Below are 24,917 nucleotides of genomic sequence, written 5' to 3'. Positions count from 1 at the left end.
CGCTCCGGGGGTGGACAACACACGCAGGGGTGGGAGCGTTCCTCAGCCGATGACGCCGGCGTTGTCCTTGGCGAGCGAGCGGGAGATGACCATGCGCTGGATCTGGTTGGTGCCCTCGAAGATCTGCATGACCTTGGCCTCGCGCATGTAGCGCTCGACGGGGAAGTCGCGGGTGTAGCCGTATCCGCCGAGGACCTGGACGGCGTCGGTGGTGACTTTCATGGCGTTGTCGGTGGCGACGAGCTTGGCGACCGACGCCTCGCGGGAGAACGGCAGCCCGGCGTCGCGCAGGCGCGCGGCGTGCAGCATCGTCGCGCGGGCCGAGACGATCGCGGCCTCCATGTCGGCGAGGACGAAGGCCAGGCCCTGGTGGTCGATGATCTTCGAGCCGAAGGTCTCGCGCTCGCGGGCGTAGGCCACGGCGGAGTCGAGGGCGCCCTGGGCGAGGCCGACGGCGACGGCGGCGATGCCGAGACGGCCGGAGTCGAGCCCGGCGAGCGCGATCTTCAGGCCCTCGCCCTCAGCGCCCAGCCGGCGCGAGGCGTCGACGCGGACGTCGTCGAAGCGCATGGTCGCCGTCGCCGAGCCGGTGAGGCCCATCTTGCGCTCCGGCGGGTCGGCGGAGAGCCCCTCAGCAGAGGCCGGGACCAGGAAGCAGGAGATGCCATTGCGGTCGTCGGAGGTGCGGGCCATCACCTTGTAGAAGTCGGCGTGGCCGCCGTGGGTGGTCCAGGCCTTGGCGCCGTTGAGGACGTAGGAGTCGCCGTCGCGGCGGGCCGTCGTACGCATCGCGGCGGGGTCGGAGCCGGCGTGCGGCTCGGAGAGGCAGTAGGCCCCGAGAAGGTCACCGCTGAGCATGTCGGGCAGCCACTCGGCGCGCTGCTCGTCGGTGCCGAAGTAGGCCAGCCCGAAGCACGACAGCGCGTGCACGGAGACGCCCACGCCGACGGAGGACCAGACGGCGCCGATCTCCTCGAGCACCTGGAGGTAGACCTCGTAGGGCTGCTCGCCGCCGCCGTGCTCCTCCGGGTAGGGCAGCGACAGCAGGCCGGCCTGGCCGAGCATCCGGAAGACGTCGCGCGGGAACGTCTCGGTGGCCTCCGCCTCCGCCGACCGCGGCGCGAGCTCCTTGGTGCAGATCTCGCGGGTGAGGGCGAGCAGGTCGCGGGCCTCGTCGGTGGGCAGCTGGCGGCGAGCGGTCATGTTGCGCAGGCTACCCGCGGAGGGCGGTGACCGACCGATCGGTCAGGTGCGGGGATGGGACCAGCGGTAGAGGGCGATCAGCCCGGGCAGGAACAGCAGGACCAGGACCAGGCCGAAGATCGACTCGCCGGAGAGCACCAGCACGCTGCCGACGAGGATGAAGGGAGCGGTGAGGAGCCCGACCAGCCAGAAGACGAGCCGCGGAAGGACGCTCCGCTGGGGCAGCGGGTGGCCCGGCACCACGGGTCGGTACGACGCCGCGGCGGGCGGCTCCAGCCCGACCATCACGTCCTCCAGGTCGCCGTAGGTGCGAGCGGCGAGGGCGCGTGAGGTGCGTTCGTCGAGCTCGGGGGAGGTGATCCGCCCCTCGCTGAAGGCCGCGGACAGACGCCGGCAGACCTGGTCGCGCTCGGCGTCGGAGACGAGCAGCGCGTCGTGCTGGGCGTCGGCCCGCTCCTGCAGGTGCCGCCACCGCAGGTAGGCCTCGCTCGGTCCCGGGTCGCCCGGTCCCGAGGGCCCGTCGTACGGCGTGCTCATGGGCCCCAGCGTACGGCGGAGTCCGGGGCCGCGCGGCCGTCTTCGGCGCATCTGTGGGGGAATGCAGCACGGGCGGGCGCTGTTGTCGCACGTCGATGACCACACCGAGCCCGGCCACCGGCCGCACCGACGCCCCGGACGACTCGCGACGGGTCTCGATGCTGCTCGGCCTCCTCTTCGGCCTGGCCGGCATGGGCTCCTCGAGCGCCGCCGTCGCGCTGGCCCTGCTCGGCGAGGACCTCGGGGTGAGCGCCGGCCTGGCCGCGTGGGCGATCAGCCTCTACGTCCTGATGCTGGCCGTCACCACCGCGCTCTACGGCCGGATCTCCGACCTCATCGGTGTGCGCGCCCCGCTGCTCGCCGGCCTCGTGCTGATGTCGGTCGGCGCGCTGGTCGCGGCTCTCGCGCCGACGTTCGAGGTGCTGCTCGGCGCCCGCATGCTGCAGGGCGCGGGTGCAGCGGCCGTACCGACCCTGGGCGTCACCATCCTGTCCGCCAAGTACTCCGGCGAGGTCCGCGGCCTCGCGTTCGGTCGCCTCGCCGGCGTCGCGGCCGCGGTGAGCTGCCTCGGCCCGCTGATCGGCGGACTGGTCGAGGCCGCATGGGGGTGGCGCGCCGTCATGGCGCTGCCCATCCTCGGCGCCCTCGTCGTGCCGCTGCTGTGGCGCGCGCTGCCCACCGGTGGCAGCGGCGCGCGCCTCGACGTGGTCGGCGCGATCGTCGTCGCCCTCACCGCCGCGGGGATGGTGCTCCTCGTGCAGTCCCCGTCGGCCGGGCTGCTGGTGGCCGCGATCGGTGCGACCCTGCTCGTGCTCGGCGTGCCGGCGGTGCGCGCCAACGTACGTCGTCGCCCCGACGGCTTCCTGCCCGTCGAGGTCATCCGCAACGCCACCGTCGTGCGCAGCGCCGTCGCCGCCTCGGCCGTCCCGGCGGCGTGGTTCGCCATGCTGATCGCGCTGCCTGCCGTGCTGCTCGCCGAGGGCTGGGAGGCGTGGCAGGTCGGCCTGGCGATGGTGCCGAGCGCCGCGGTCGCCCTGCTCGTCCCGCAGGTGACCGGGCCGATGCTCACCCGCATCGGCCCCGGGCGGTCGCTGGCGGTCGCCGGACTCGTCGCGTCCGCCGCGCTGCTGGTCGCCACCGCGGGCGCCCTGTGGTCGAGCGCGACCGTGCTGGTGGTCGGCATCATCCTGGTCACCTTCGCCTTCGGCCTCGGTCAGCCGGCCCTCAGCGCGGTCGTCGGCGACGCGGTGCACGACGACGTACGCGGTGTGGCGATGGGGGTCTCGACGCTGCTCTTCCTCATCGGTGGCAGCATCGGCTCGGCCATCGTCGCCGGGATCAGCGGACCGCTCGGCATGCCTGTCGCGCTGCTCGTCCTCGCCGTGCTGCCGCTGCTGGGCCTCGTCGTGCTGGCCCCGACGCTGCGCGCCGCGCCCGTCGCCGGGCCCGTCGTGGACCCCGTCGCGGACTGACCTCCGTCAGGAGGTCGTCAGCCAGGAGATCGTCACGCCGAGGAAGTTGACGATCGGGTTGATGATGGCGAAGGCCAGCCCGATGAGGCCGAACACGCGTGCGGCCCCGGCCACCGGCGTACGACCGCGCGTCAGGCCGGCGAGCGCGGCCGCCGCGGCGCCGAGCAGGGCCGGCATGCCGCACCAGAAGAACGCGAGGGCCGGCACCGCGGCGATGCCGAGCACGATGGCGCCGACCTGACGCTGGCGCTCCGAGCGCAGCAGCCGCACGGACAGCACGGACACGACGAGGGCGAGCGTGCCGAAGCCGAGCACGCCGGCCAGCTGCTCGCCGAGCGAGCGCGGCGCGTCGCCGCTGCCGGTGTAGCCGAAGGCCATCTCGGCGAGGATGCTGGTCGACATCCCCAGCACGCAGATCGCGTAGATCGCGCCGACGAGCACCGGGTAGGCGGGGACGCGGGTGCGGCGGTCGACGACGGCCGCGGTGGGGCTGGTGGTCATGGTGTCTCCTCGGGGCTGCGGGACCAGGCGGTCGATGCAACTGTGGAGCGGTGCGTGGCCCGGGGGCGAGGCCCTGCCGTCCCGCGTCGTCCCGCGGTCGTCCCGGGCCGTTCCCGGAGCCTTCCGGGCCCGGTCGTCGGCGCGGATACTGACGTCATGACCACAGTGTCGGCCCCGGTCGCGGACCTGTCTGCCCCGGCGCCCGCGCCGGGCGGAGTGTCCGGCCACGTGCTCGCGGCCGTCGCGCTGCTGTCGCTCGGCGTGCTGCCGCCGATCCTGGTGCTGCCGCACGACCGGCTCGTCGCGGACGCGAGCCTGCCGCTGCTCGGCTGGCTGCCGCTCGGGATCGCCGGCGTCGTGCTGCTCGACCGCTCGCCGCGATCGCCGGTCGGCTGGGCGGCCGTCGTGGTCGCCGCGCTGACGCCGCCGGCGATGGTGCTCGCGATCCTGCCGAGCGCCGCGCCCGGAGCCGCCGCCGGACCGCTCTGGATGCTGCCGGTCCTGGCCGTGGCGGCCGCGGCGCTGCCCGCCACCGGGCGTGCCGCCCGCCGCTGGCGCACGTGGATCGTGCTGTGGGCGGTCGTGGCCGTTGCTGCGGGCGCCGTCGCGTGGACGTGGGCCTCGGCGACCGACTTCGGGGTCGTCGCGACGATCGGCCTGCTGGCTGTCGCCGGGGCGGTTGCCGGGGCGGCGCTGGCCCGGGAGCCGCGTCCGGTCGTCGAGCCGCTGGTCGACGTCGGGCTGCTGGTGGGGGTGCTCGCGGCCGGGGTGGCGGCGGGCGGGCTGATGTGGACCTTCGCCGAGCACGAGCGGATCTTCGGCGCCGAGGTCGTCGGCGCTCTCGCTGCGGCCGTCACGATCATGATGGCCACGCCGGCCGCGGTGAGCCTGCGCCGCGGGTGGATGGCGCGCCGCTACGGCACCGGGATCCTCTCGCCCGACGACCTCGTCACCCTCTCCGGAGACCTTCGCCGCGAGGGCGACCCGCGGCTGCTGCTGGCCACCGCGGGCGACCTCGTCGCGGTGGCGAGCGGCACCGACGCCGTCGAGATCGTGCTGGACGAGGTCGACGACCGGCCCGGCTGGACCACCGTGCCGCTGGTCGTGGGGGAGGAGCGCGTCGGGACGATGTCGGTCCGGGGTCGGCACCCCGAGGGTCTCGAGGCCCGCCAGCACGCGGTCGTGCGCCAGCTCGCCCCCACCGTGGCGCTGGCCGCCCGCGCCGTCGACCTCGCGGTCGAGGCGCAGCACGCCCGCAACGAGGTGGTCCAGCAGCGCCAGGTCGAGCGGGCCCGGATCCTGTCCGACCTCCACGACGACCTCGGGCCGGCCCTGGCGGGCATGGGGATGCGGGTCGAGGCGGCGCGTGCGACCGGCACCGGTCTCGACCTCGCGGCGCTCGCCGGCGACCTGGCTGCCTGCCGCGCCGACCTGCGGCGCATCGTCTCCGCGCTGACGCCGGAGCCGCTGGTCGGCGCCGACCTCGCCGGGGCGCTCACCACCCTCGTCGGGTCCTTCGACGCCGCCGGCCCCGCGCTGACCCTCGACGCCCAGGATGCCGGCGACGTGGATGGCCCGCGTGCGATCGTCGCCTACCGCTTCGTCGCCGAGGCGGTGACCAACGCGACGAGGCACGCCGACGCCCGCCGGGTCGACGTACGCGTCACGCATTTCGACGGCGTCCTGGAGGCGACCGTCACCGACGACGGGCGCGGCGGACCCGTGGTGCCCGGTGTCGGGCTCACCTCCCTCGCCGCACGCGCCCGGGAGGCCGGCGGTCGGCTCGACGTCACCCCGGGCGACGGCGGCGGGCTTGTCGTACGCCTCGTGGTGCCGGAGCCGACCGCGTGATCCGCGTGCTGCTGGTCGACGACCATCCCGTGGTGCTCGCCGGCCTGTCCGCGCTCGTCGGTGCCGACCCGGGCATGGAGGTGGCGGGCGCGGCCGGGACCGTCGCGGCAGCCCTCGCCCTCGCGGACGACCTGCCCGGCGACCAGCCGCCCGACGTGTGCGTGCTCGACCTGCACCTGCCCGACGGCGACGGCGTCGCACTAGGCCTGCGGCTCCGCGAGCGCTGGGTCTCGACCCGGCTGGTCATCCTGACGATGGCGCGCGAGCCGGTCACGGTGCTGCGCAGCCTCGCCGACGGCGTGGACAGCTACCTGCTCAAGGACGCGCCACCGGAGGAGCTGCTCGGAGCCATCCGCGCGACCGCAGCGGGCTCGGTCGTGCTCAGCGCCGGCGCCAGCGCCTCGGTGCGGGTCGCCGCGTCGGCCGTCCCCGACACCGACGTCCTCGGTCGGCTCGACGCCCGCGACCGGGAGATCCTCGACCTGCTCGCCCGTGGCCTCACCACGCAGCAGATCTCGGGTCGGCTGTTCCTCGCACCGAAGACGATCCGCAACCGGGTCTCGGAGATGCTCACCAAGCTCGACGTCGGCTCGCGCGAGGACGCGATCTCGCTGGCCCGGTCGGCCGGGCTCGGCCGCTGACCGGGGCCAACCGGTACCAAAGAGGTATGGCGCGTGTCGGTGGGCCTACCTAGGCTGCGAGTTCCGTCTTCGAAGGAGCTCGTGTGTCGTTGTCTCGCCCCCGCAGTCTTGCCGCAGGTCTGGCCCTGGTCCTGGGAGCGGGGGTGATGAGCTCCATCGCCCCGGTCGCGGCCGCGCCCGACGACCAGGCGTTCGCTCCCCTCCGCGGCTTCGAGCCGTCCGGCTCGCAGGTCCGCGTCGAGCCCAAGCAGTACGCCGCCTCGCGCGTCGACCTCGGCGCGCTCCGCGGCGAGCTGCCGCAGGCCGGCGGCTCCTCGGTCGTCGAGGTCCTCGACCCCGACGGTCGCCTGCAGGCCTTCCGCGTCGAGCGGACCCAGGCCATGGAGTCCGACCTCGCCGCCGCCCACCCCGAGATCGCGACGTGGTCGGGCCGCAGCGTGGACGACCCGCGGGTCTCGATCGCGCTCGACATCACGCCGATGGGGTTCCACGCCTTCGTGCGTGAGCCCGGCGCCCAGGCTGACTGGTACGTCGACCCGGCCTACAACCGTCGCGGCACCACCGCCCACCTCAGCTACCGCTCCGCGGACCTCCCGGCGCCGGAACGGCGCCGCGTCGAGGGTGAGGTCCAGGCCCTGCGCGAGACCGTCGCCGAGGCCAAGCAGGCCCCGCGCGTCGCCAACGCCGCGGTCAACCGGCGCTACTACCGCCTGGCGCTGACCTCCGACCCGTCCTACGCCGCGGCGTTCGGCACCGACAACGTCCTGGCCGAGAAGGTCACCCTGATCAACCGCGTCAACGAGGTCTACAACGACGACCTCGGCGTCGAGCTGCGCCTCGTCAACGAGACCGAGAAGCTCAACCTCGACACATACGCCGAGGCCACCGGCCCCGACGGCCCGTGCGGCAGCGCGCCGTGCTTCGAGCCCTTCGACGACAACGGGACGCCCGACGACGACAGCGACGACTCCTACGGTGACATCAGCTACTGCGACGTCTCGACCCTCGGCAAGAACCGCACGGTCCTGGGTCAGCTGATCGGGGCCTCCAACTACGACGTCGGCCACATCGCCCTCGGCGTCAACGGCGGCGGCATCGCCTACCTCGGCGTCATCGGCGGGGACTACAAGGGCGGCGGCTGCACCGGCCTGCCCGAGCCCACCGGTGACTTCTTCGCCATCGACTACGTTGCCCACGAGATCGGCCACCAGTTCGGCGGCAACCACACCTTCAACGGCGCCCTCGGCGCCTGCGGTGGCAACATCTCCGATGCCTCGGTCGAGCCCGGCTCGGGCTCCTCGGTGATGGCGTACGCCGGCATCTGCGGCCAGGACAACCTGCAGCCGCACACCGACCCCTACTTCTCGTTCCTCACCGTGGACGAGGCCTACGCGACGATGGACCAGGAGCCCTACGGCAACGTCGAGGTGCAGACCGTGTCGCTTCGCGGCTTCGGCGACGCGGGTGACTCGTTCACCCTGGAGCTCAACGGCGAGACGACCGACCCGATCGTGGCCGGCACCAACTACACCGCGGCCGGCATCAAGGCGGCCATCGAGGAGATCGTTGACCAGCCGGTGTCCATCGCCCAGTGGGGCTACGACCAGTACAACTCCTACGAGGTCAACTACGTGCCGCCGGTCGAGCCCGACGAGACCGGCTTCCAGGTGATCTTCAACGCGCAGCCGAGCATCGAGGCCGACGGCTACGAGGTCGCCGACGTGCTGACCGTGACCAACGGGTCGGCCGGGGTCTCCGGCTTCGCCGGTGAGACCGCTCGCGGCGGGCCGTCGCAGACGGAGGGCTTCCCGCTGGACAGCGACAACACCAACCCGGCCGTCGAGGCTCCTGCCGCCAAGACGCTGCCGATCCGCACGCCGTTCGCCCTGACCGCCATGTCCTCCAGTGACGCCGACGGCGACCCGCTCGTCTTCCTCTGGGAGCAGACCAACTTCGGCGAGGGAACCCGACTGTCCGACAACACCAAGGCCTACGGCCCGCTCTTCCGGGTCTTCGGTGACGACGCCGTCGTCAGCGACGAGGACACGCTCAAGAGCCCCTCGCCGGGCATCAACCTCGCCGACGGCAGCACCACCCGGGTCTTCCCGGACATGGCCCAGGTCCTGAAGGGCAACACCAACGCCGCTTCCGGCACCTGCCCGACGCCGACCACGCCCACGAACCGGCAGCTGCCCGACACACTGCTCGACTGCTACTCGGAGTTCCTGCCGACGGCCGACTACCTCGGCAGCCTGGGCGCGGACGACCGCACGATGAGCTTCCGCATCACGGCTCGTGACCTCGCTGTGCGCGGCGGCGGTCTCGCCTTCGACGACGTCGCACTCACGGTCGACCCGGGCGCCGGACCGTTCCTCGTGACCTCGCAGACCACCGCGGGTGCCACCGTGGCCGGCGGCTCGTCCGTCCCGGTCACCTGGGCCGTCAACGGCACGCGACCCCTGGCCGAGAACGTCAAGATCTCGCTGTCCACCGACGGCGGCGCGACCTTCGGCACGGTGCTCGCGGCGAGCACGCCCAACGACGGCTCGGAGACCCTGGCGATGCCCAACGTCGACGCGAGCGACGTACGCATCAAGATCGAGGCGGTGGGCAACTACTTCTTCGACGTCAACGACGCCTCCTTCGTGCTGAAGGCGACGCCCGCTCCGGAGACCACGATCACCTCCGGTCCTGCCAACGGCTCGATCGTGCTCGAGCGCAAGCAGGAGCTCAGCTATTCCTCGAGCGTCGCGCCGGCGACCTTCGTGTGCACGGTCGACGCGGAGACGGTTCCGTGCGACGCCACCGGGTTGGAGGACCGTTTCCGCTCCGGCACGCACATCGTCACCGTCGCCGCGGTCAACGCCGCGGGCGTCGTCGACCCGACGCCGGCCACGGTGACCTTCACGGTGCCGCGTGACGACAGCACCTTCTCCCGCAAGGGGAAGTGGAACCGCAAGAAGGACAAGCGGGCCATGTTCGGCGACTACATCACCTCGCGCCGCAAGGGCTCCGAGCTCGTCACCCGCGTGCCGGCCACCGAGCGGATCGTGCTCGTCATCGGCAAGGTCAAGAAGGGCGGCAAGGCGCGCGTCTTCCTCGGCAAGCGCAAGCTGGGCGTCGTGAAGTTCAAGGGCAAGCAGTCCTTCAGCAAGCTCCGCACGTTCAACCTGCCGAAGGCGCGCAAGGGCAAGCTGCGCGTCGTGGTGGCGAAGAACAAGCCGGTCCGGATCGAGGGCGTCGCGGTCGTCACCGAGACGCCGACCGACTGACCGCAGCGCCTCCGGGCAGCCGCCGGGTCAGCCCTGCGCCGAGCGAGACCGCTCGGCCAGGGCGACCGCGGCGCGCTGCACGACCGGGAGCTCCTCGGGGTCGCGCGCGGCCTCGTGGGGCACCGCGCCGCCGAGCAGCGCGGCCGGCGTGGTGAGCCAGATCCAGGCCCGCCACGGGTCGACCGAGACGAGCAGGGGCTCGAGGACGGTCAGCAGCTCGGTGCGCACCTCGCCCGCCTCGTCGAGCTGGAACGACGGCACCAGCACCGCGCCCTCGTGCCCGACGACCAGGAGGGTGCGGCGCTCGGCTGCCTTGTGGACGGCGAAGCGGGCCGCGTTGGTCGAGACGCCGCGCAGCTGCGCGACGCCGGCGTAGTCGAGCCACCCGCCGTCGAGCAGCTCCTGCCGCACCCGGGACTCCCGGCGGAGCCGGACGAGCGCGAGGGGCACGGCGTACGCGGGGTCCTCGCCCTGGGAGCGCAGCAGCCGGTCGAGCTCGACCAGCCGCTCGTCGTCGAGCGGTTCGCCGGTCGCGGGCTCGGTCCAGCGCACCGCGTCACCGTCGCGGGCGTACGTCGGCAAGCCGGCCGCGGCGAGCTGGTCGGCGAGCCCGAGGCCCTCCAACCAGTCCGCCAGCTCCTCGGCGAGGCCGGGCACGCCGCCGGTCACGCGCGACCTACTTGTTGGCCTTGCGCGCCCGCGAGGCGGTCTTGGCGCGCGCGTTGGCGTCGAGCACGACCTTGCGGATGCGCACCATCTCGGGCGTGACCTCGACGCACTCGTCCTCGCGGCAGAACTCCAGGCACTGCTCGAGCGAGAGCCGCTTCGGCGGGATCAGCTTCTCGAAGTTGTCGGAGGTGGCGGACCGGATGTTGGTCTGCTGCTTCTCCTTGGTGATGTTGACGTCCATGTCGTCGGCGCGGGAGTTCTCGCCGACGATCATGCCCTCGTAGACCTCGGTGGTGGGCTCGACGAAGAGCACGCCGCGCTCCTGCAGCGACGTCATGGCGTACGCCGTCGCCGCACCGGAGCGGTCGGCCACCAGCGAGCCGTTGTTGCGCGAGCGGATCTCGCCTGCCCACGGGTGGTAGCCCTCGGAGATGTGGTGGGCGATGCCCGTGCCGCGGGTCTCGGTGAGGAACTCGGTGCGGAAGCCGATCAGGCCGCGCGAGGGGACGACGAAGTCCATGCGGACCCAGCCGGTGCCGTGGTTGGTCATGCCCTCCATGCGGCCCTTGCGGGTCGCGAGGAGCTCGGTGATGGTGCCGAGGTACTCCTCCGGGGCGTCGATGGTGAGCCGCTCGAACGGCTCGTGCACCTTGCCGTCGACCTCCCGGGTGACGACCTGGGGCTTGCCGACGGTGAGCTCGAAGCCCTCGCGGCGCATCTGCTCGACGAGGATCGCCAGCGCGAGCTCGCCGCGGCCCTGGACCTCCCACGCGTCGGGGCGCTCGGTCGGCAGGACGCGCAGCGACACGTTGCCGATGAGCTCGGAGTCGAGGCGGTCCTTGACGAGGCGGGCGGTGACCTTGGCGCCCTTGACCTTGCCGACCATGGGCGAGGTGTTGGTGCCGATGGTCATCGAGATGGCCGGGTCGTCGACGTGGATGAGCGGCAGCGCGACCGGGTTGTCGGCGTCGGCGAGGGTCTCGCCGATCGTGATCTCCGGGATGCCGGCGATGGCGACGATGTCGCCGGGGCCGGCGGACTCGCCCGGCTTGCGCTCGAGGCCCTCGGTGACGAGGAGCTCGGTGATGCGGACGTTCTTGACCTCGCCGTCGCGGCGCATCCAGGCCACGGTCTGGCCCTTCTTGAGCGTGCCCTGGTGGATGCGCAGCAGCGCGAGCCGGCCGAGGAACGGCGACGAGTCGAGGTTGGTCACGTGGGCCTGGAGCGGCGCGCCCTCGTCGTACTGCGGGGCGGGGATCGTCTCGAGGATCGTCTTGAAGAGCGGCTCGAGGTCGGTGCCCTCGGGCATCGTGCCGTCCTCGGGCTTCTCCAGCGACGCGATGCCGGCCTTGCCGGAGGCGTAGACGACCGGGAAGTCGAGGGCGTCCTGGCTGTGGGTGTCGTCGAGGAGGTCCATGAAGAGCTCGTACGACTCGTCGACGACCTCGCTGATGCGGGCGTCGCTGCGGTCGGTCTTGTTGACGACCAGGATCACCGGCATGTCGGCGTTGAGCGCCTTGCGCAGCACGAAGCGCGTCTGGGGGAGCGGGCCCTCGGAGGCGTCGACCAGGAGCACGATGCCGTCGACCATGGACAGGCCGCGCTCGACCTCGCCACCGAAGTCGGCGTGACCCGGGGTGTCGATGATGTTGATGACCATCGGCTGGCCGCCGCCGGCCGGACCGGCGTAGTGGACGGCGGTGTTCTTCGCGAGGATCGTGATGCCCTTCTCGCGCTCGAGGTCGCCGGAGTCCATGACACGGTCGGCGACGCTCTCGGCCTGGTGCGCGGTGAAGGCGCCTGCCTGGCGGAGCATCGCGTCGACCAGCGTGGTCTTGCCGTGGTCGACGTGGGCGACGATCGCGACGTTGCGCAGGTCGGAGCGGGACTGGGTGGGCATGCAAGGGCCTTCCGGGCGGAGATCGGGTGGCGACAGGCGGCCGCGGGCCGCACGCATGACGCGTTGATCGCCTGACTAGGTTACCGGCGCTGAGCGTGTCGACCTCAATCGGTGACGCGCGGTGACCGGGTCGCGCACGGTTGCTCCACGGGGCGGTAAAAGCGGTCCGGTCTTCAACCACCCCTCCCTACTGTCGTTGCCACAGGCCGGGGGAAGCGCGTGGGGATGCGCTGCGCCCGGTGCGAGAACCGTCATCCGGGAGGGATGAGCTGCCATGTCGACCACCTCTGTCGAGCCCGCCACACCCACGTCGTACGTCCCGAGCCGGCGCACCGTGCTCCGCGCCGCCGCCTGGACCGCGCCCGCGGTCTCCGTCGCCGTCGCAGTCCCGGCGTACGCCGCGTGCTCGCCGGCCCAAGCCGTGACGGCCTCCTACCTGCTCGACTGGGGCGTGACCCCGTGGAGCCAGACGTCCAGCAGGACTGGTGTGGCGACCGTCGCCTCACTCACTGCGGGGGCTGCGGCCGTTCCGGTCACCTTCGTCAGCAGCGGACCGCAGAGCCTGAAGCTCGCCGACGCCAATCTCACCGTGCCGGCGCAGACCAACGTCGGTGGTCTCGGCGCCAGCGCCCGGGCGCTGCAGCTCCACCACGCCGCTGCCCTGACGACGGGGCGCAACGCCGGACAGGTCGTCACCATCAACTTTGCTCGACAGGTGAGTGGCCTGTCGTTCACGATCACCGACATCGACAGCCAGGAGCGCGGTTGGTGGGACCAGGTGTCGTTGTCGGGCGCACGACGCGGCCAGCGCGCCTCCGGAGTCCGCGGCTCGGGCACCGATGACGACCCCTGGCGCCAGAGAAGGGACGACAGTGCTGTCGGCGCCACGAGCGGTGCGGGAAACGTCAGGGTCACGTACACCGAGCCCGTCTCCAACATCGTGCTGAAGTTCTGGACCACCGTCACCGGCGGCACTCAGCTGATCAACCTGACGGACTTCTCGTTCACCGCATCGTCCTGCGCCTGAGCTGTCCTCTTCCCGCTGTCGGCGGTGGGGAGTAGACAGGTGGCATGACGACATCTCGGGGACCCCGCTGCACCTTCATCCCACCGTGGCTCGTGGAGCGGGTGGACGGGCCGGAGCAGGCGTCGCAGGACGACGAGCTGCGTCGCGAGCGCGCGGCCCGGGCGCGCGAGCCGCGTCCGGCGGGCGACACGACTGCCGAGGGTGTGGTCGCGGGGCCGGCGTGGACGGTGCACGACGCAGGGTCGAGCACGTCGTTGCCCGGCACGCCCGCGCGGAGCGCGGGGGAGCCGGAGACCGGTGACGTCGCCGTGGACGAGGCCGCCACCGGCATCGAGGCGACCCTGCGGATGTTCCTCGAGGACCTCTCGCGCGACTCCCACGACGGCGCGGGCGCCCCGGTCAGCCTGACCGTCCACTACGGCTCCCGCTACAACAACGCGTTCTGGGACGGCACCCAGCTGGTCTTCGGCGACGGCGACGGCCGGGTGTTCGAGCGGTTCACCAAGCCCGTCGACGTCCTGGCCCACGAGTTCTCCCACGCCGTCATCGAGCACACCGCCGACCTCACCTACCGCGGTCAGTCGGGCGCGCTCAACGAGTCGGTCGCCGACGCGTTCGCCTCGTGCCTCAAGCAGCGCCTCCTGGGCCAGGACGCCGGCGCGGGCGACTGGCTGATCGGGCAGGGCATCTTCATGCCGTCCGTCCAGGCCCGCGCCCTGCGTGACATGGCAGCCCCCGGCACCGCCTACGACGACCCCGACATCGGCGCGGATCCCCAGGTCGGCCACATGGACGACTACATCGACACGACCGCCGACAACGGCGGCGTCCACCTCAACTCCGGCATCCCCAACAAGGCGTTCCAGCTGGCGGCGGTCGCCATCGGCGGCACGTCGATCGCTGGCGCCGGCCGGATCTGGTACGACGCCCTCGTCGGCGGCGACGTGCCCTCGGGCGCGACCTTCACCACCTTCGCCGCGGCGACCGTCGCGGCTGCCGGCGCGCACGCCGACGCCGTACGGCAGGCGTGGGCGCAGGTCGGCGTGGACGTCGAGGTCGGCGCCGGACCGATGGTCGACCCCGGCCCCCAGTCGGCGCCACCCCAGTCACCGGCGGGCGGCCGCCTGCGCGTCGAGCGCAGCGGCGGGTTTACCGGCCGCACCGAGACCGCCGAGGTCGAGATCGACCGGTCCGACGACCCCGACCTCGGGCAGCTGGTGTCGGAGGCCGTGCTCGCGTCCGCGACCACCGACGGGCCGCCCCGCCCGGACATGTTCGTCTACACGTTCACCGTCGACGACCATGATCCGGTGCGCGTGCCCGAGCACCTGTTGACGGCCAGCCAGGCCGAGCTGGCGCGGCGGATCCTGCGCCCTGGCACGGAGTCCTGAGCTCCCGCAGACCTCCCTCAGGGTGACGGCATGCCGGGGGGCCGTTCGCTAGGTTCACCGCATGCCGCGACTGAGGCGCACCTTCCCCGACCAGCCGGGCTGGACCCGTCGCCGTTCCGGCAAGGGCTTCACCTACCTCGACGAGCACGGCAACCGCCTCGACCCCGACCAGGTCCAGCGCTGCAAGGACCTCGTCATCCCGCCGGCGTGGAAGGACGTGTGGATCACGCCCTACGCCAACGGGCACCTGCAGGCCGTCGGCACCGACGACGCCGGCCGCCGCCAGTACCTCTACCACCCGCACTGGCGCACCAGCCGAGACGCCGCCAAGTTCGACCGGATCCTCGGCTTCGGCAAGGCGCTGTCGAAGGCGCGTGAGCGGGTGCTGGCCGACATCGGCGCGGAGGGCATGTCGCAGGAGCGCGCGTGCGCCGTCGCCGTTCGCCTGCTCGACCTCGGCTACTTCCGCATCGGCAACGACGTCTACACCGACACCAACGGCTCCTTCGGCCTCACCACGATGCTCCGGGAGCACGTGTCGAAGTACCAGGGTGGTCTGCGGTTCTGCTTCACCGGCAAGTCGGGCGTCGAGCACTGCATCGACATCGACGACCCGGCGGCCGTGGGTGCCCTCGACGGGATGCGTCGCCGTCGTGGCGGCGGCGACCGGCTGCTGGCCTGGAAGGACGGCCGCACGTGGCGCGACCTGTCGTCCTCCGACGTCAACGACTACATCCGTGGCTGCTTCGGCATCGAGGCGACCGCGAAGGACTTCCGCACCTGGCACGCCACCGTGATCGCCGCGTCCGCGCTCGCCGAGACCGACGAGCCGGGGAAGACGAAGGCCTCGCGCAAGCGGGCGGTCTCCTCGGCGATGAAGGAGGTCTCGGACTTCCTCGGCAACACGCCGACCCTGGCGCGCACGTCGTACGTCGACCCGCGCGTCGTCGAGGCCTACGAGCGGGGCCGGACGATCAAGGTCCGCGGCTCCTACGACACCGACGACGCCCGGCAGGCGGCTCTCGAGCGCGCCGTGCTCAAGCTGCTGTCTGCCTGACCCCGACCGGTCAGCTGTGGGCGACGACGTGGTCGATCGCGGCGGTGAGCTTCTCGACGTCGGACGGGTCGATCGCGGGGTACATCGCGATGCGGAGCTGGTTGCGGCCGAGCTTGCGGTAGGGCTCGGTGTCGACGATGCCGTTGGCCCGCAGGGTGGCGGCGATGGCGGCGGCGTCGATCGAGTCGTCGAAGTCGATGGTGCCGATGACGAGCGACCGGTCGCCCGGCTCGGCGACGTACGGCGTGGTGTAGGAGGTGCGCTCCGCCCAGCCGTAGAGCGCGTCCGAGGACGCCGTCGTGCGCTCGACCATGCCCGAGAGCCCGCCCTGGCTGTTCATCCAGTCGAGCTGCTCGGCCATCAGGAAGAGCGTGGCCACCGACGGGGTGTTGTAGGTCTGGTTCTTCGAGGAGTTGTCGATCGCGGTCGGCAGGTCGAAGAAGGGCGGGACGTAGCGGTCGCTCGCCGCGATCTCCTCGGCGCGCGCCAGCGCCCGCGGCGACATGAGGGCGATCCAGAGGCCGCCGTCGGAGGCGAAGCACTTCTGGGGGGCGAAGTAGTAGGTGTCGACCTGGTCGAGGTCGACGGGCAGGCCGCCGGCGCCGGAGGTGGCGTCGACCAGCACGATCGCGTCGTCGGCCACGCCCGTGGGGCGGAGCACGGGCGCCATCACGGCGGTCGAGGTCTCGTTGTGCGCCCAGGCGTAGACGTCGACGCCGTCCTCGGCGACCGCGTCGGGCCTCGATCCCGGCTCGCTGGTGATGACCGACGGGTCCGCGAGCCACGGCGCCTTCTTGGCCGAGGTGGCGAACTTCGACGAGAACTCGCCGAACGACAGGTGCTGGCTCTTCTCCCGGATGAGGCCGAAGCAGGCGATGTCCCAGAACGCGGTCGCGCCGCCGTTGCCGAGCACGACCTCGTAGCCCTCGGGCAGGTCGAACAGCGCGGCCAGCCCCTCGCGGACCCGGCCGACGGTCTTCTTGACCGGGGCCTGCCGGTGGGAGGTGCCCATCAACGACGAGCCCGTCGCGGCGAGCGCGTCGAGGTGGCTGGTCTGGATCTTGGACGGGCCCGCGCCGAAGCGGCCGTCGGCCGGCAGGAGCTCGGCGGGGATCTTGAGGGCGTCGGTCATGGAGGAACCTCACGTGGAAGCGGAAGGGTGGTCCTGACGACGCTGTCAGCGCCGCCTAGTCTGACATCCGCCTGGCCAGGGTCCGAGACGGGGGACGAACGATGAACACCGACCTGCGCATCGAGCGCCTCCCCATCACGCATCCCGACTCCCGGTTGCTGGTCGAGGCCGTGCAGGAGGAGTACGTCGCCCGCTACGGCGGGCGCGACGAGTCGCCGGTCGACCCGCGCGACTTCGAGGACCCCCTCGGCCAGTTCTTCGTCGGCTACCTCGACGGCGCGCCGGTCGCGACGGGCGCGTGGCGGCGGTCGTCGGTCACGGCGCTCGGCGCGGAGGTCACCGCCGAGGTGAAGCGGATGTACGTCGTCCCCGCTGCGCAGCGTCGTGGCCTGGCCCGGCGGATGCTCGCTCACCTCGAGACCACCGCGGCGGAGGCCGGGATCCAGGCCCTCGTGCTCGAGACCGGGATGAAGCAGCCGGAGGCGATCGAGCTCTACCAGTCGTCGGGCTACGAGCCGATCCCCGGCTTCGGCTACTACTGCGGCTCCGACCTCAGCCGCTGCTTCGCCCGCCGGATCTGACACACGTGCTGCCGTCACCCGAGGCAGTGACCCACGCGTCGTGACACGTCGTGTGTCGCAACGGGTAGGGCCCGGCGTCGGGAACTGACAGCCGGTCGACCAGCTCCCGACGTAGCCTTCAGTCGTGGAACGCGGACTGATGCTGAACGACGCCGACTGCGGCTTCTGCATGCGCACGGCGCGCCTCGTGCCGAGGCTCGGCGTCGACGTCGACAGCTCGACCGTCCAGGACGCCGACCTCGAGGCGCTCGGCGTCGACCCGGTACGGGCGGTCGTCGAGATGCCCTACGTCCACCCCGACGGCCGGGTCGACTACGGCCACCGGGCCTTCGCCTCGATCCTGCGCACGGGGCCGCGGCCCTGGCGCCTGGTCGGGCGGGTGATCGAGTCCCGTCCGGTCGACCCGATCGCCCGACGGACCTACGCCTGGGTGGCCGCGAACCGGCACCGCCTGCCGGGCGGGACGGCCGCCTGCGAACTACAGCGTTGATGTTCTGACGATCCCCGGACGCCTGCGCGTGGGGCCGCTTACGGTCCCTGTGCCAGGTGTGATCTCAGGGGAAGGTGGGGACATCGATGCACGTGTCATCTCGTGCTGCAGGGGTGGTCGCGGCGACCTGCGTCCTGCTGCTCGGCATGCTTGCGGGCGGCCCCACCGCGGCCTCGGCCGGGGAGACCAGCAGGCGGGGGACCGTGACGGCCTCGGCCCCGTTCCTCATGCCGATGGAGCCCTACGCCGGCTACCAGCCGCAGACCACCTGCAAGCGCACGCCCAAGCCGGGCGTGCTGATGCTCGCCGACTGGCTCGTGGCCCGCGGCGGCGGCTACGGCCCGATCAGTCGCTCGTGCGCCGGGTCGAGCCGCAGCGAGCACAAGGAGTCGCGTGCGTTCGACTGGCTCCTCGACGCGACCGACCCCGCGGAGGCCGCCCTCGCCGCAGCCCTGCTCGACGAGCTCCTCGCTCCCGACGACACGGGGCAGCCGCACGCGCTCGCCCGTCGGATGGGGGTCATGTACATCATCTGGAACGACACGATGTACGCCTCCTACGACGGCTTCGTGGCCAAGCGCTACCTCAGCTCGGGCTGCCGCACCCGGCGCGCCTGCTCGCCCACGCTGCGCCACCGCGACCACCTGCACGTCTCGCTGACGCGCCAGGGCGCGAGGGGCAGGACGTCCTGGTACTACGCCCAGCCGGCGTCCCAGCCCTCGACCTCGTCGGCGGGACGCGTGGCCGGCCCGGCGTAGACCGCGGACGGCCGGATCAGCCGGCCGGTGGTCTTCTGCTCGAGGATGTGCGCCGACCACCCGCCCGTGCGGGCGCAGGTGAACATCGAGGTGAACATGTGGGCCGGGACCTCGGCGAAGTCGAGGACGATGGCCGCCCAGAACTCCACGTTGGTCTCCAGCACGCGGTCGGGTCGTCGCTCGCGCAGCTCGGCGAGCGCGGCCTTCTCGAGCGCCTCGGCGACCTCGTAGCGGGGCGCGTCGAGCTCGCGGGCCGTGCGCCGCAGCACCCGGGCCCGCGGGTCCTCGGCGCGGTAGACGCGGTGCCCGAAGCCCATCAGCCGCTCGCCGTCGTCGAGCAGCTCCTTGACGTACGACGTCGCGTCGCCGTCGCGCTTCTCGACCTCCTCGATCATCCCGAGCACGCGCGAGGGCGCACCACCGTGCAGCGGGCCCGACATCGCGCCGATGGCCCCGGAGAAGGCGGCGGCCACGTCGGCGCCGGTGGAGGTGATGACGCGTGCGGTGAAGGTCGAGGCGTTCATCCCGTGCTCGGCCGCGGACGACCAGTAGGCGTCGATCGCGTGCGCGTGCCGGGGGTCCGCCTCGCCGCGCCACCGGATGAGGAACCGCTCGGCGAGGGTCCGGCCCTGGTCGACGTCGGCCTGGGTGACGACCGGCTTGCCGAGGCCGCGCGCCGACTGGGCGGCGTACGACAGCACCATCACGGCAACGCGGGAGAGGTCGAGGCGGGCCTGCTCGTCGGAGATGTCGTAGGTCTGGCCCATGCCGAGCATCGGCGCGAGCATCGCCACCGCGGCCTGCACGTCGGCGCGGACGTCGCCGGTGTGGATCGAGATGTTGTAGGGCTCGGCCGGGGGCAGGCCGGGCGTGTAGGAGCCGTCGACGAGGAGGCCCCAGACGTTCTCGAACGGGACGCGGCCGACCAGCTCCTCGATGTCGACGCCGCGGTAGCGCAGCGCGGACCCTTCCTTGTCGGGCTCGGCGATCTGCGTCTCGAACGCGACGACACCTTCGAGGCCGTGCTGGATCTCGGTCATGCCACTCCTTCGTAGGGACGGCTCATTGTGCACCGCCGCCCGACTAGGGTCGGGACATGGACCTGTCCGGACTGCGCGAGGAGTACGGCCGCGGCGGGCTGGACCTGCCCGACCTGGCCGCCGACCCGATCGAGATGTTCGGGCGCTGGCTGCGCCAGGCCGCCGACGCCGGGGTGCACGAGCCCAACGCGATGGTGCTCTCCACGGCGACCGTGGAGGGTGGGCCGTCGAGCCGGATGGTGCTGCTCAAGGGCGTCGGGCCGGACGGCTTCGTCTTCTACACCAACCACGCCTCGCGCAAGGGCGCCGACCTCGCCGTCGACGCGCGGTGCGCGCTGCTGTTCCCCTGGCACCCGCTCGAGCGGCAGGTGCGCGTCGAGGGCGTGGCGTCGGTGCTGCCCGACGACGAGGTCGAGGCCTACTTCCGCTCCCGCCCGCGCGGCGCCCAGCTCGGGGCCTGGGCCTCCGACCAGTCGCGGCCGGTGGCGTCGCGGTCCGCGCTGGCGGCGTCGTACGCCCGGGTGCAGGAACGCTTCGGAGACGACAGCCCGCTCCCGGTGCCGCCGGAGTGGGGCGGCTACCGGGTGAGCCCGGAGGTCGTCGAGTTCTGGCAGGGGCGCCCGAGCCGGATGCACGACCGGCTGGTCTACCGGCGCGGCGACGACGGGTGGACGACGGAGCGGCTCGCCCCCTGACCCCGGCAAAGCCGTTGTGAGTGAGTGCTCACTCACCTACCATCGCCGGGTGACCCCACGTGCCCGCCCGATGACCCCCGAGGACCGGCGCGAGGCGTTGGTCGACGCGACGATCCCGCTGCTGCACCAGCACGGGCGCGGCGTCACCACCAAGCTCATCGCCGACGCCGCCGGGGTCGCGGAGGGCACGATCTTCCGGGTCTTCGAGTCCAAGGACGAGCTCGTCGACGCGGCACTGGACCACGCGTTCGACGACACCCCCTTCCTCGCCGGCCTGCGCGACATCGACCCCGACCAGTCGCTGCGCGACATCGTCCGCGCGATCGTCGAGCTCTTCCAGGACCGCTATCGCGGGATCTTCGGCCTGATGACGGCCGTCGGCATGGCCGCGCCTCCCCGTGATCGCCAGAACCTGAGGCCCGGTCTCGAGGAGGCCGTCCGGATCATGACGGACCTCATCGCGCCGCATGCGGCAGAGCTCGCCGTACCCGTCGAGGAGTTCGTCCACATCACCCGGCTGCTGACGTTCTCCGGCAGTCATCCCCATGTCTGCGCCGGCCGCACCCTCACGGCCGAGGAGATCGTCACCACCGTCCTCGACGGTCTGCACCGGAAGGACTCCTGATGCTCCTCCGACTGGTCCGCACCTACCTCCGGCCGTACGCCGCCCCGCTGGCCGCCGTGGTCGCGCTGCAGTTCGTCGGCACGATGGCCGCGCTCTACCTGCCGAGCCTCAACGCCGACATCATCGACAACGGCGTGGTCACCGGTGACACCGGCTACATCGTGCGCCACGGCGGGCTGATGCTCGCCGTCTCGTTGGTGCAGGTGGTCTGCGCGATCGCGGCCGTCTGGTTCTCCGCGCGCAACGCGATGGGCTTCGGTCGCGACCTGCGGGCCGCGATCTTCCGTCGGGTCGGGTCGTTCTCGGCACGCGAGGTGCAGCACTTCGGGGCGCCGTCGCTGATCACCCGTGAGACCAACGACGTGCAGCAGGTGCAGATGCTCGTGCTGATGGGCGGCACGCTGATGGTGGCGGCGCCGATCATGATGGTCGGCGGCATCATCATGGCCGCCCGCGAGGACGTCGGCCTGTCCTGGCTGGTCCTCGCGGTCGTGCCCGTCCTCGGCGTCTCCATCGGCCTGATCATCCGCCAGATGGTGCCGAGCTTCCGATTGATGCAGGAGCGCATCGACGAGGTCAACCGGCTGCTGCGCGAGCAGATCACCGGCGTGCGCGTCGTGCGGGCGTTCGTGCGCGAGGAGCACGAGACCACCCGCTTCGCCGACGCCAACGTCCAGCTCACCGAGGTCGCGATCCGCGCCGGGCGCTGGCAGGCCGCGATGTTCCCGACCGTGATGATCGTGGCCAACGTCGCGACCGTCGGCGTGCTGTGGTTCGGCGGGCACCGCGTCGAGGCGGGCTACATGGAGGTCGGCGCCCTCACCGCCTACATCTCCTACCTGATGCAGATCGTGATGTCGGTGATGATGGCGATGTTCATGCTGATGATGGTGCCGCGCGCCGCTGTGTGCGCCGACCGGATCACCGAGGTCCTCGACACCGAGTCGTCGGTCGTCCCCCCGAGCGACCCCGTCACCGAGCTGCCCCCGTCGCTCACCCTCGAGCTCGACGCGGTGACCTTCGCCTACCCCGGCGCCGACGAGCCCGTGCTGCGCGAGGTCACGATGACCGCGCGTCCCGGGGAGACGGTGGCGATCGTCGGCTCGACCGGCGCCGGCAAGTCGACCCTGGTCAACCTCGTGCCGCGCCTGTTCGACGCGACCGGGGGAGCGGTGCGCGTCGGCGGGATCGACGTACGCCACCTCGATCCCGAGGCGCTGTGGTCCCGGCTCGGGCTGGTGCAGCAGAAGGCGTTCCTCTTCCGCGGGACGATCGCCGACAACCTGCGCTACGGCAAGCCCGACGCCACCGAGGACGAGATGTGGGCGGCGCTCGAGATCGCCCAGGCGAAGGAGTTCGTCGAGGCGATGCCCGACGGCCTGCAGTCCGAGGTGGCCCAGGGCGGCAGCAGCCTCAGCGGCGGCCAGCGGCAGCGGATGGCCATCGCCCGGGCGGTGATCCGCCGCCCGGAGATCTACCTGTTCGACGACTCGTTCTCCGCGCTCGACCTCACGACCGACGCCCGCCTGCGCGCGGCGCTCAGGCCGGTGACGCGGGAGGCGACGGTCGTGATCGTCGCGCAACGCGTCGCGACCATCCGCCACGCCGACCGGATCGTGGTGATGGAGGACGGCGCCGTCGTCGGCAGCGGCACCCACGACGAGCTGCTCGACACCTGCACGACCTACCGGGAGATCGTCGAGTCCCAGCTGACTGCCGAGGAGGTGGCCTGATGAGTACGAAGGAGGCGCCTGCCAAGGACGGGCAGCTCAAGGAGACCGAGCGGGTCCAGACCGGACCGGGCGGACCCGGCCGCGGCCCGATGGGCGGCGGCATGATCGGCCAGAAGGCCGACACGTTCTGGCCCTCGCTCAAGCGGCTGCTCGCCCGGCTGCACCCCGAGCGCCACAAGGCGTACGCCGTCCTGGTGCTGACGGTCCTCAGCGTGATCGCCATGGCGATCGGGCCGTGGATCCTGGGCCGGGCGACCGACCTCGTCTTCGCCGGACTCATCGGCAAGGACGTGCTCGCCACCGGGGCGACGCAGGAGCAGGCGGTCGAGTCGCTGCGCGCGCAGGGCGAGGACGACCGGGCCGACATGCTCGCCTCGATGGACCTCACCGACGGGGTGGACTTCTCGGCGGTCGCCGACGTGCTGCTCGTCGTGCTGGCCGTCTACGTCGCCGCGTCGGTGCTGGCCTGGCTCGGCGGCTACCTCCTCAACGACGTCGTGCAGGGCACCGTGCTGCGGATGCGCTCCGAGGTGGAGGACAAGGTGCACCGGCTGCCGCTGGGCTACTTCGACAAGCAGCCGCGCGGCGAGCTGCTGAGCCGGGTCACCAACGACATCGACAACGTCAGCCAGACGCTCCAGCAGACGATGAGCCAGATGCTCAACTCGCTGCTCACCGTCTTCGCGGTGCTGGCCATGATGTTCTGGATCTCGCCGCTGCTGGCGCTCGTCGCGCTGGTGTCGGTGCCGATCGCGATGGGCATCACGGGCGCGGTGATGAAGCGCTCGCAGGGCATGTTCATCCAGCAGTGGCGCCGCACCGGGACGCTGAACTCCCACATCGAGGAGACCTTCTCCGGCCACGCGATCGTCAAGGTCTTCGGCCGCCAGCACGAGGCCGAGCGGGTGTTCGCCGAGCAGAACGAGGAGCTCTACGAGGCGTCGTACGGCGCCCAGTTCGTCAGCGGACTGATCATGCCGATCATGATGTTCGTCGGGAACCTGAACTACGTCGTCATCGCCGTGCTCGGCGGCCTGCGGGTCGCGAGCGGCACGATGTCGCTCGGTGACGTGCAGGCGTTCATCCAGTACTCGCGCCAGTTCACCCAGCCGCTCACCCAGGTCGCCTCGATGCTCAACCTGCTGCAGTCGGGCGTCGCGTCGGCGGAGCGGGTCTTCGAGCTGCTCGACGCCGAGGAGGAGTCGATCGACGCGACCGGGCGGCCGGCTGGTGCCGACGATGCGCACGGCGAGGTGCGCTTCGAGGACGTGTCGTTCTCCTACGACCCCGAGCGGCCGCTCATCGAGCACCTGTCGCTCGTCGCCGAGCCCGGCCACACCGTCGCGATCGTCGGGCCCACGGGCGCCGGCAAGACGACGATGGTCAACCTGGTGATGCGCTTCTACGACCCGCAGTCCGGCCGGATCCTCATCGACGGGGTCGACATCACCTCGATCCCGCGCGGGGTGCTCCGCGGGCGGATCGGGATGGTGCTGCAGGACACCTGGCTCTTCGCCGGCACCATCCGCGACAACATCGCCTACGGCCGGCCCGACGCCACCGAGGAGCAGATCCTCGAGGCCGCCCGCGCGACGTTCGTCGACCGGTTCGTGCACTCCCTGCCCGACGGCTACGACACCGTCATCGACGAGGACGGCTCCAACCTGTCCGCCGGCGAGCGCCAGCTGGTGACCATCGCGCGGGCCTTCCTGTCCGACCCGGCGCTGCTGATCCTCGACGAGGCCACCTCCTCGGTCGACACCCGCACCGAGCTGCTGCTGCAGCACGCGATGGCGGCGCTGCGCTCGGACCGTACGTCGTTCGTGATCGCGCACCGGCTCTCCACGATCCGCGACGCCGACTTGATCCTCGTCATGGAGGACGGCTCGATCGTCGAGCAGGGGTCGCACGAGCAGCTGCTCGCGGCGGACGGCGCATACGCCCGGCTCTACCGCTCGCAGTTCGAGGCGGCGGTCGAGGACGTCGTGGCTTAACCCGTTGAGCGACTCCACCCCCCGACGTACGGTGGTCACACACAGAAGGGAGGTGATCCGAGGAATGAGTTTTTTTCGGATGAGTGAGGTGGCTGCCCGCTAAGGCAGCCCGGTCCGCCGACAGCTGCCGGCGAATCCACTGCAGCCACCCGACCCGCAGGCTCCCGGTGTCATCCGCCGGGGCCCCTCCCAGGAGGGGCAGCAGGCCTGCGGGTCGCTGCATTTCCCCCTGCGCCCGACTGGTCTGCGTCATACGAACCGACATCGATGCGTGCGTGTGATGTCTCAGGACATCGGTGACACATATGTCTCAGGACATCGGTGACACTACGCGGTGCGGGCGTGGCG

21 protein-coding genes are annotated in these 24,917 nt (G+C 72.0%); 14 read left to right on the top strand and 7 right to left on the bottom strand.

What is annotated here, in order from left to right; all coding sequences use genetic code 11:
* Positions 1 to 42 precede the first annotated feature (42 nt).
* On the bottom strand, positions 43 to 1,203 hold the full coding sequence (locus Q1B24_RS15990; protein ID WP_299930895.1) for an acyl-CoA dehydrogenase family protein: 1,161 nt from the start codon (positions 1,201 to 1,203) through the stop codon (positions 43 to 45).
* 42 nt (positions 1,204 to 1,245) lie between these two features.
* Positions 1,246 to 1,740 (bottom strand): DUF1707 domain-containing protein, encoded by a 495-nt coding sequence (locus Q1B24_RS15985; protein WP_299930893.1) that lies wholly within the window; start codon positions 1,738 to 1,740, stop codon positions 1,246 to 1,248.
* A 95-nt stretch (positions 1,741 to 1,835) separates the two neighbouring features.
* On the opposite strand from Q1B24_RS15985, the gene Q1B24_RS15980 reads away from it, so the two are divergent.
* Positions 1,836 to 3,212, top strand: a complete 1,377-nt coding sequence (locus Q1B24_RS15980; protein ID WP_299930891.1) for an MFS transporter — start codon at positions 1,836 to 1,838, stop codon at positions 3,210 to 3,212.
* Between the two features lie 6 nt (positions 3,213 to 3,218).
* Here Q1B24_RS15980 and Q1B24_RS15975 read toward each other — a convergent pair whose 3' ends face one another.
* A complete protein-coding gene (locus Q1B24_RS15975; protein WP_299930889.1) occupies positions 3,219 to 3,713 on the bottom strand; it encodes a hypothetical protein in 495 nt (164 codons plus the stop codon).
* Positions 3,714 to 3,869: 156 nt separating this feature from the next.
* Between Q1B24_RS15975 and Q1B24_RS15970 the strand changes: the two genes are divergently transcribed.
* The 3 genes from Q1B24_RS15970 (at position 3,870) to Q1B24_RS15960 (ending at position 9,477) form a co-directional block, all read left to right on the top strand.
* On the top strand, positions 3,870 to 5,564 hold the full coding sequence (locus Q1B24_RS15970) for an ATP-binding protein (protein ID WP_299930887.1): 1,695 nt from the start codon (positions 3,870 to 3,872) through the stop codon (positions 5,562 to 5,564).
* Positions 5,561 to 6,205 carry a response regulator transcription factor gene (locus tag Q1B24_RS15965; protein ID WP_299930885.1) on the top strand — a complete coding sequence of 215 codons (645 nt, stop codon included), beginning with the start codon at positions 5,561 to 5,563 and terminating at the stop codon, positions 6,203 to 6,205. Before Q1B24_RS15970 ends, Q1B24_RS15965 begins: the two co-directional genes overlap by 4 nt.
* Before the next feature lie 146 nt (positions 6,206 to 6,351).
* Entirely contained in the window at positions 6,352 to 9,477 is a 3,126-nt protein-coding gene (locus Q1B24_RS15960) for a reprolysin-like metallopeptidase (RefSeq protein ID WP_299930883.1), read from the top strand.
* Positions 9,478 to 9,504: 27 nt separating this feature from the next.
* Here Q1B24_RS15960 and Q1B24_RS15955 read toward each other — a convergent pair whose 3' ends face one another.
* Together Q1B24_RS15955 and typA are read right to left on the bottom strand one after the other, a co-directional pair.
* Entirely contained in the window at positions 9,505 to 10,146 is a 642-nt protein-coding gene (locus Q1B24_RS15955; protein ID WP_299930881.1) for a hypothetical protein, read from the bottom strand.
* 7 nt (positions 10,147 to 10,153) lie between these two features.
* Positions 10,154 to 12,046 carry a translational GTPase TypA gene (typA, locus tag Q1B24_RS15950; RefSeq protein WP_299930879.1) on the bottom strand — a complete coding sequence of 631 codons (1,893 nt, stop codon included), beginning with the start codon at positions 12,044 to 12,046 and terminating at the stop codon, positions 10,154 to 10,156.
* A gap of 274 nt (positions 12,047 to 12,320) precedes the next feature.
* On the opposite strand from typA, the gene Q1B24_RS15945 reads away from it, so the two are divergent.
* The 3 genes from Q1B24_RS15945 (at position 12,321) to Q1B24_RS15935 (ending at position 15,521) form a co-directional block, all read left to right on the top strand.
* Positions 12,321 to 13,073 carry a hypothetical protein gene (locus Q1B24_RS15945; RefSeq protein ID WP_299930877.1) on the top strand — a complete coding sequence of 251 codons (753 nt, stop codon included), beginning with the start codon at positions 12,321 to 12,323 and terminating at the stop codon, positions 13,071 to 13,073.
* A gap of 44 nt (positions 13,074 to 13,117) precedes the next feature.
* Positions 13,118 to 14,464, top strand: a complete 1,347-nt coding sequence (locus Q1B24_RS15940; RefSeq protein ID WP_299930875.1) for a protealysin inhibitor emfourin — start codon at positions 13,118 to 13,120, stop codon at positions 14,462 to 14,464.
* Positions 14,465 to 14,525: 61 nt separating this feature from the next.
* A complete protein-coding gene (locus tag Q1B24_RS15935) occupies positions 14,526 to 15,521 on the top strand; it encodes a DNA topoisomerase IB (protein ID WP_299930873.1) in 996 nt (331 codons plus the stop codon).
* A 10-nt stretch (positions 15,522 to 15,531) separates the two neighbouring features.
* On the opposite strand, the gene serC is transcribed toward Q1B24_RS15935, so the two are convergent.
* Positions 15,532 to 16,653, bottom strand: coding sequence for a phosphoserine transaminase (gene serC, locus Q1B24_RS15930; protein WP_299930871.1), 1,122 nt, complete (start codon positions 16,651 to 16,653; stop codon positions 15,532 to 15,534).
* A gap of 101 nt (positions 16,654 to 16,754) precedes the next feature.
* Here serC and Q1B24_RS15925 point away from each other — a divergent pair, with 101 nt between their 5' ends.
* The 3 genes from Q1B24_RS15925 (at position 16,755) to Q1B24_RS15915 (ending at position 18,482) form a co-directional block, all read left to right on the top strand.
* Positions 16,755 to 17,234 carry a GNAT family N-acetyltransferase gene (locus Q1B24_RS15925; protein WP_299930869.1) on the top strand — a complete coding sequence of 160 codons (480 nt, stop codon included), beginning with the start codon at positions 16,755 to 16,757 and terminating at the stop codon, positions 17,232 to 17,234.
* Between the two features lie 124 nt (positions 17,235 to 17,358).
* Positions 17,359 to 17,724, top strand: a complete 366-nt coding sequence (locus Q1B24_RS15920; RefSeq protein WP_299930867.1) for a DCC1-like thiol-disulfide oxidoreductase family protein — start codon at positions 17,359 to 17,361, stop codon at positions 17,722 to 17,724.
* Positions 17,725 to 17,816: 92 nt separating this feature from the next.
* On the top strand, positions 17,817 to 18,482 hold the full coding sequence (locus Q1B24_RS15915) for a hypothetical protein (protein WP_299930865.1): 666 nt from the start codon (positions 17,817 to 17,819) through the stop codon (positions 18,480 to 18,482).
* Here the strand turns inward: Q1B24_RS15915 and Q1B24_RS15910 are convergent.
* Positions 18,419 to 19,522: a citrate synthase 2 gene (locus Q1B24_RS15910; RefSeq protein ID WP_299930863.1), complete on the bottom strand. Its 1,104-nt coding sequence runs from the start codon at positions 19,520 to 19,522 to the stop codon at positions 18,419 to 18,421. The two genes, Q1B24_RS15915 and Q1B24_RS15910, sit on opposite strands and share 64 nt — an antisense overlap.
* Before the next feature lie 56 nt (positions 19,523 to 19,578).
* On the opposite strand from Q1B24_RS15910, the gene pdxH reads away from it, so the two are divergent.
* Genes pdxH through Q1B24_RS15890 form a run of 4 tightly spaced genes read left to right on the top strand, consistent with a single transcriptional unit; the run spans position 19,579 to position 24,569 of the window.
* Entirely contained in the window at positions 19,579 to 20,217 is a 639-nt protein-coding gene (gene pdxH / locus Q1B24_RS15905) for a pyridoxamine 5'-phosphate oxidase (protein ID WP_299930861.1), read from the top strand.
* A gap of 49 nt (positions 20,218 to 20,266) precedes the next feature.
* Positions 20,267 to 20,842, top strand: coding sequence for a TetR/AcrR family transcriptional regulator (locus Q1B24_RS15900; RefSeq protein ID WP_299930859.1), 576 nt, complete (start codon positions 20,267 to 20,269; stop codon positions 20,840 to 20,842).
* Positions 20,842 to 22,575, top strand: a complete 1,734-nt coding sequence (locus tag Q1B24_RS15895) for an ABC transporter ATP-binding protein (protein WP_299930857.1) — start codon at positions 20,842 to 20,844, stop codon at positions 22,573 to 22,575. The genes Q1B24_RS15900 and Q1B24_RS15895 overlap by 1 nt, the downstream gene beginning before the upstream one ends.
* Complete coding sequence (locus Q1B24_RS15890) at positions 22,575 to 24,569, top strand: ABC transporter ATP-binding protein (RefSeq protein ID WP_299930855.1); 1,995 nt, start codon at positions 22,575 to 22,577, stop codon at positions 24,567 to 24,569. Before Q1B24_RS15895 ends, Q1B24_RS15890 begins: the two co-directional genes overlap by 1 nt.
* Positions 24,570 to 24,917: the final 348 nt, after the last annotated feature.

This window comes from uncultured Nocardioides sp., from assembly GCF_947488025.1.
Classification (GTDB): domain Bacteria; phylum Actinomycetota; class Actinomycetes; order Propionibacteriales; family Nocardioidaceae; genus Nocardioides.
Note: the sequence above shows the minus strand (reverse complement) of the source record. Positions and strands in the feature narration are given on the sequence as shown.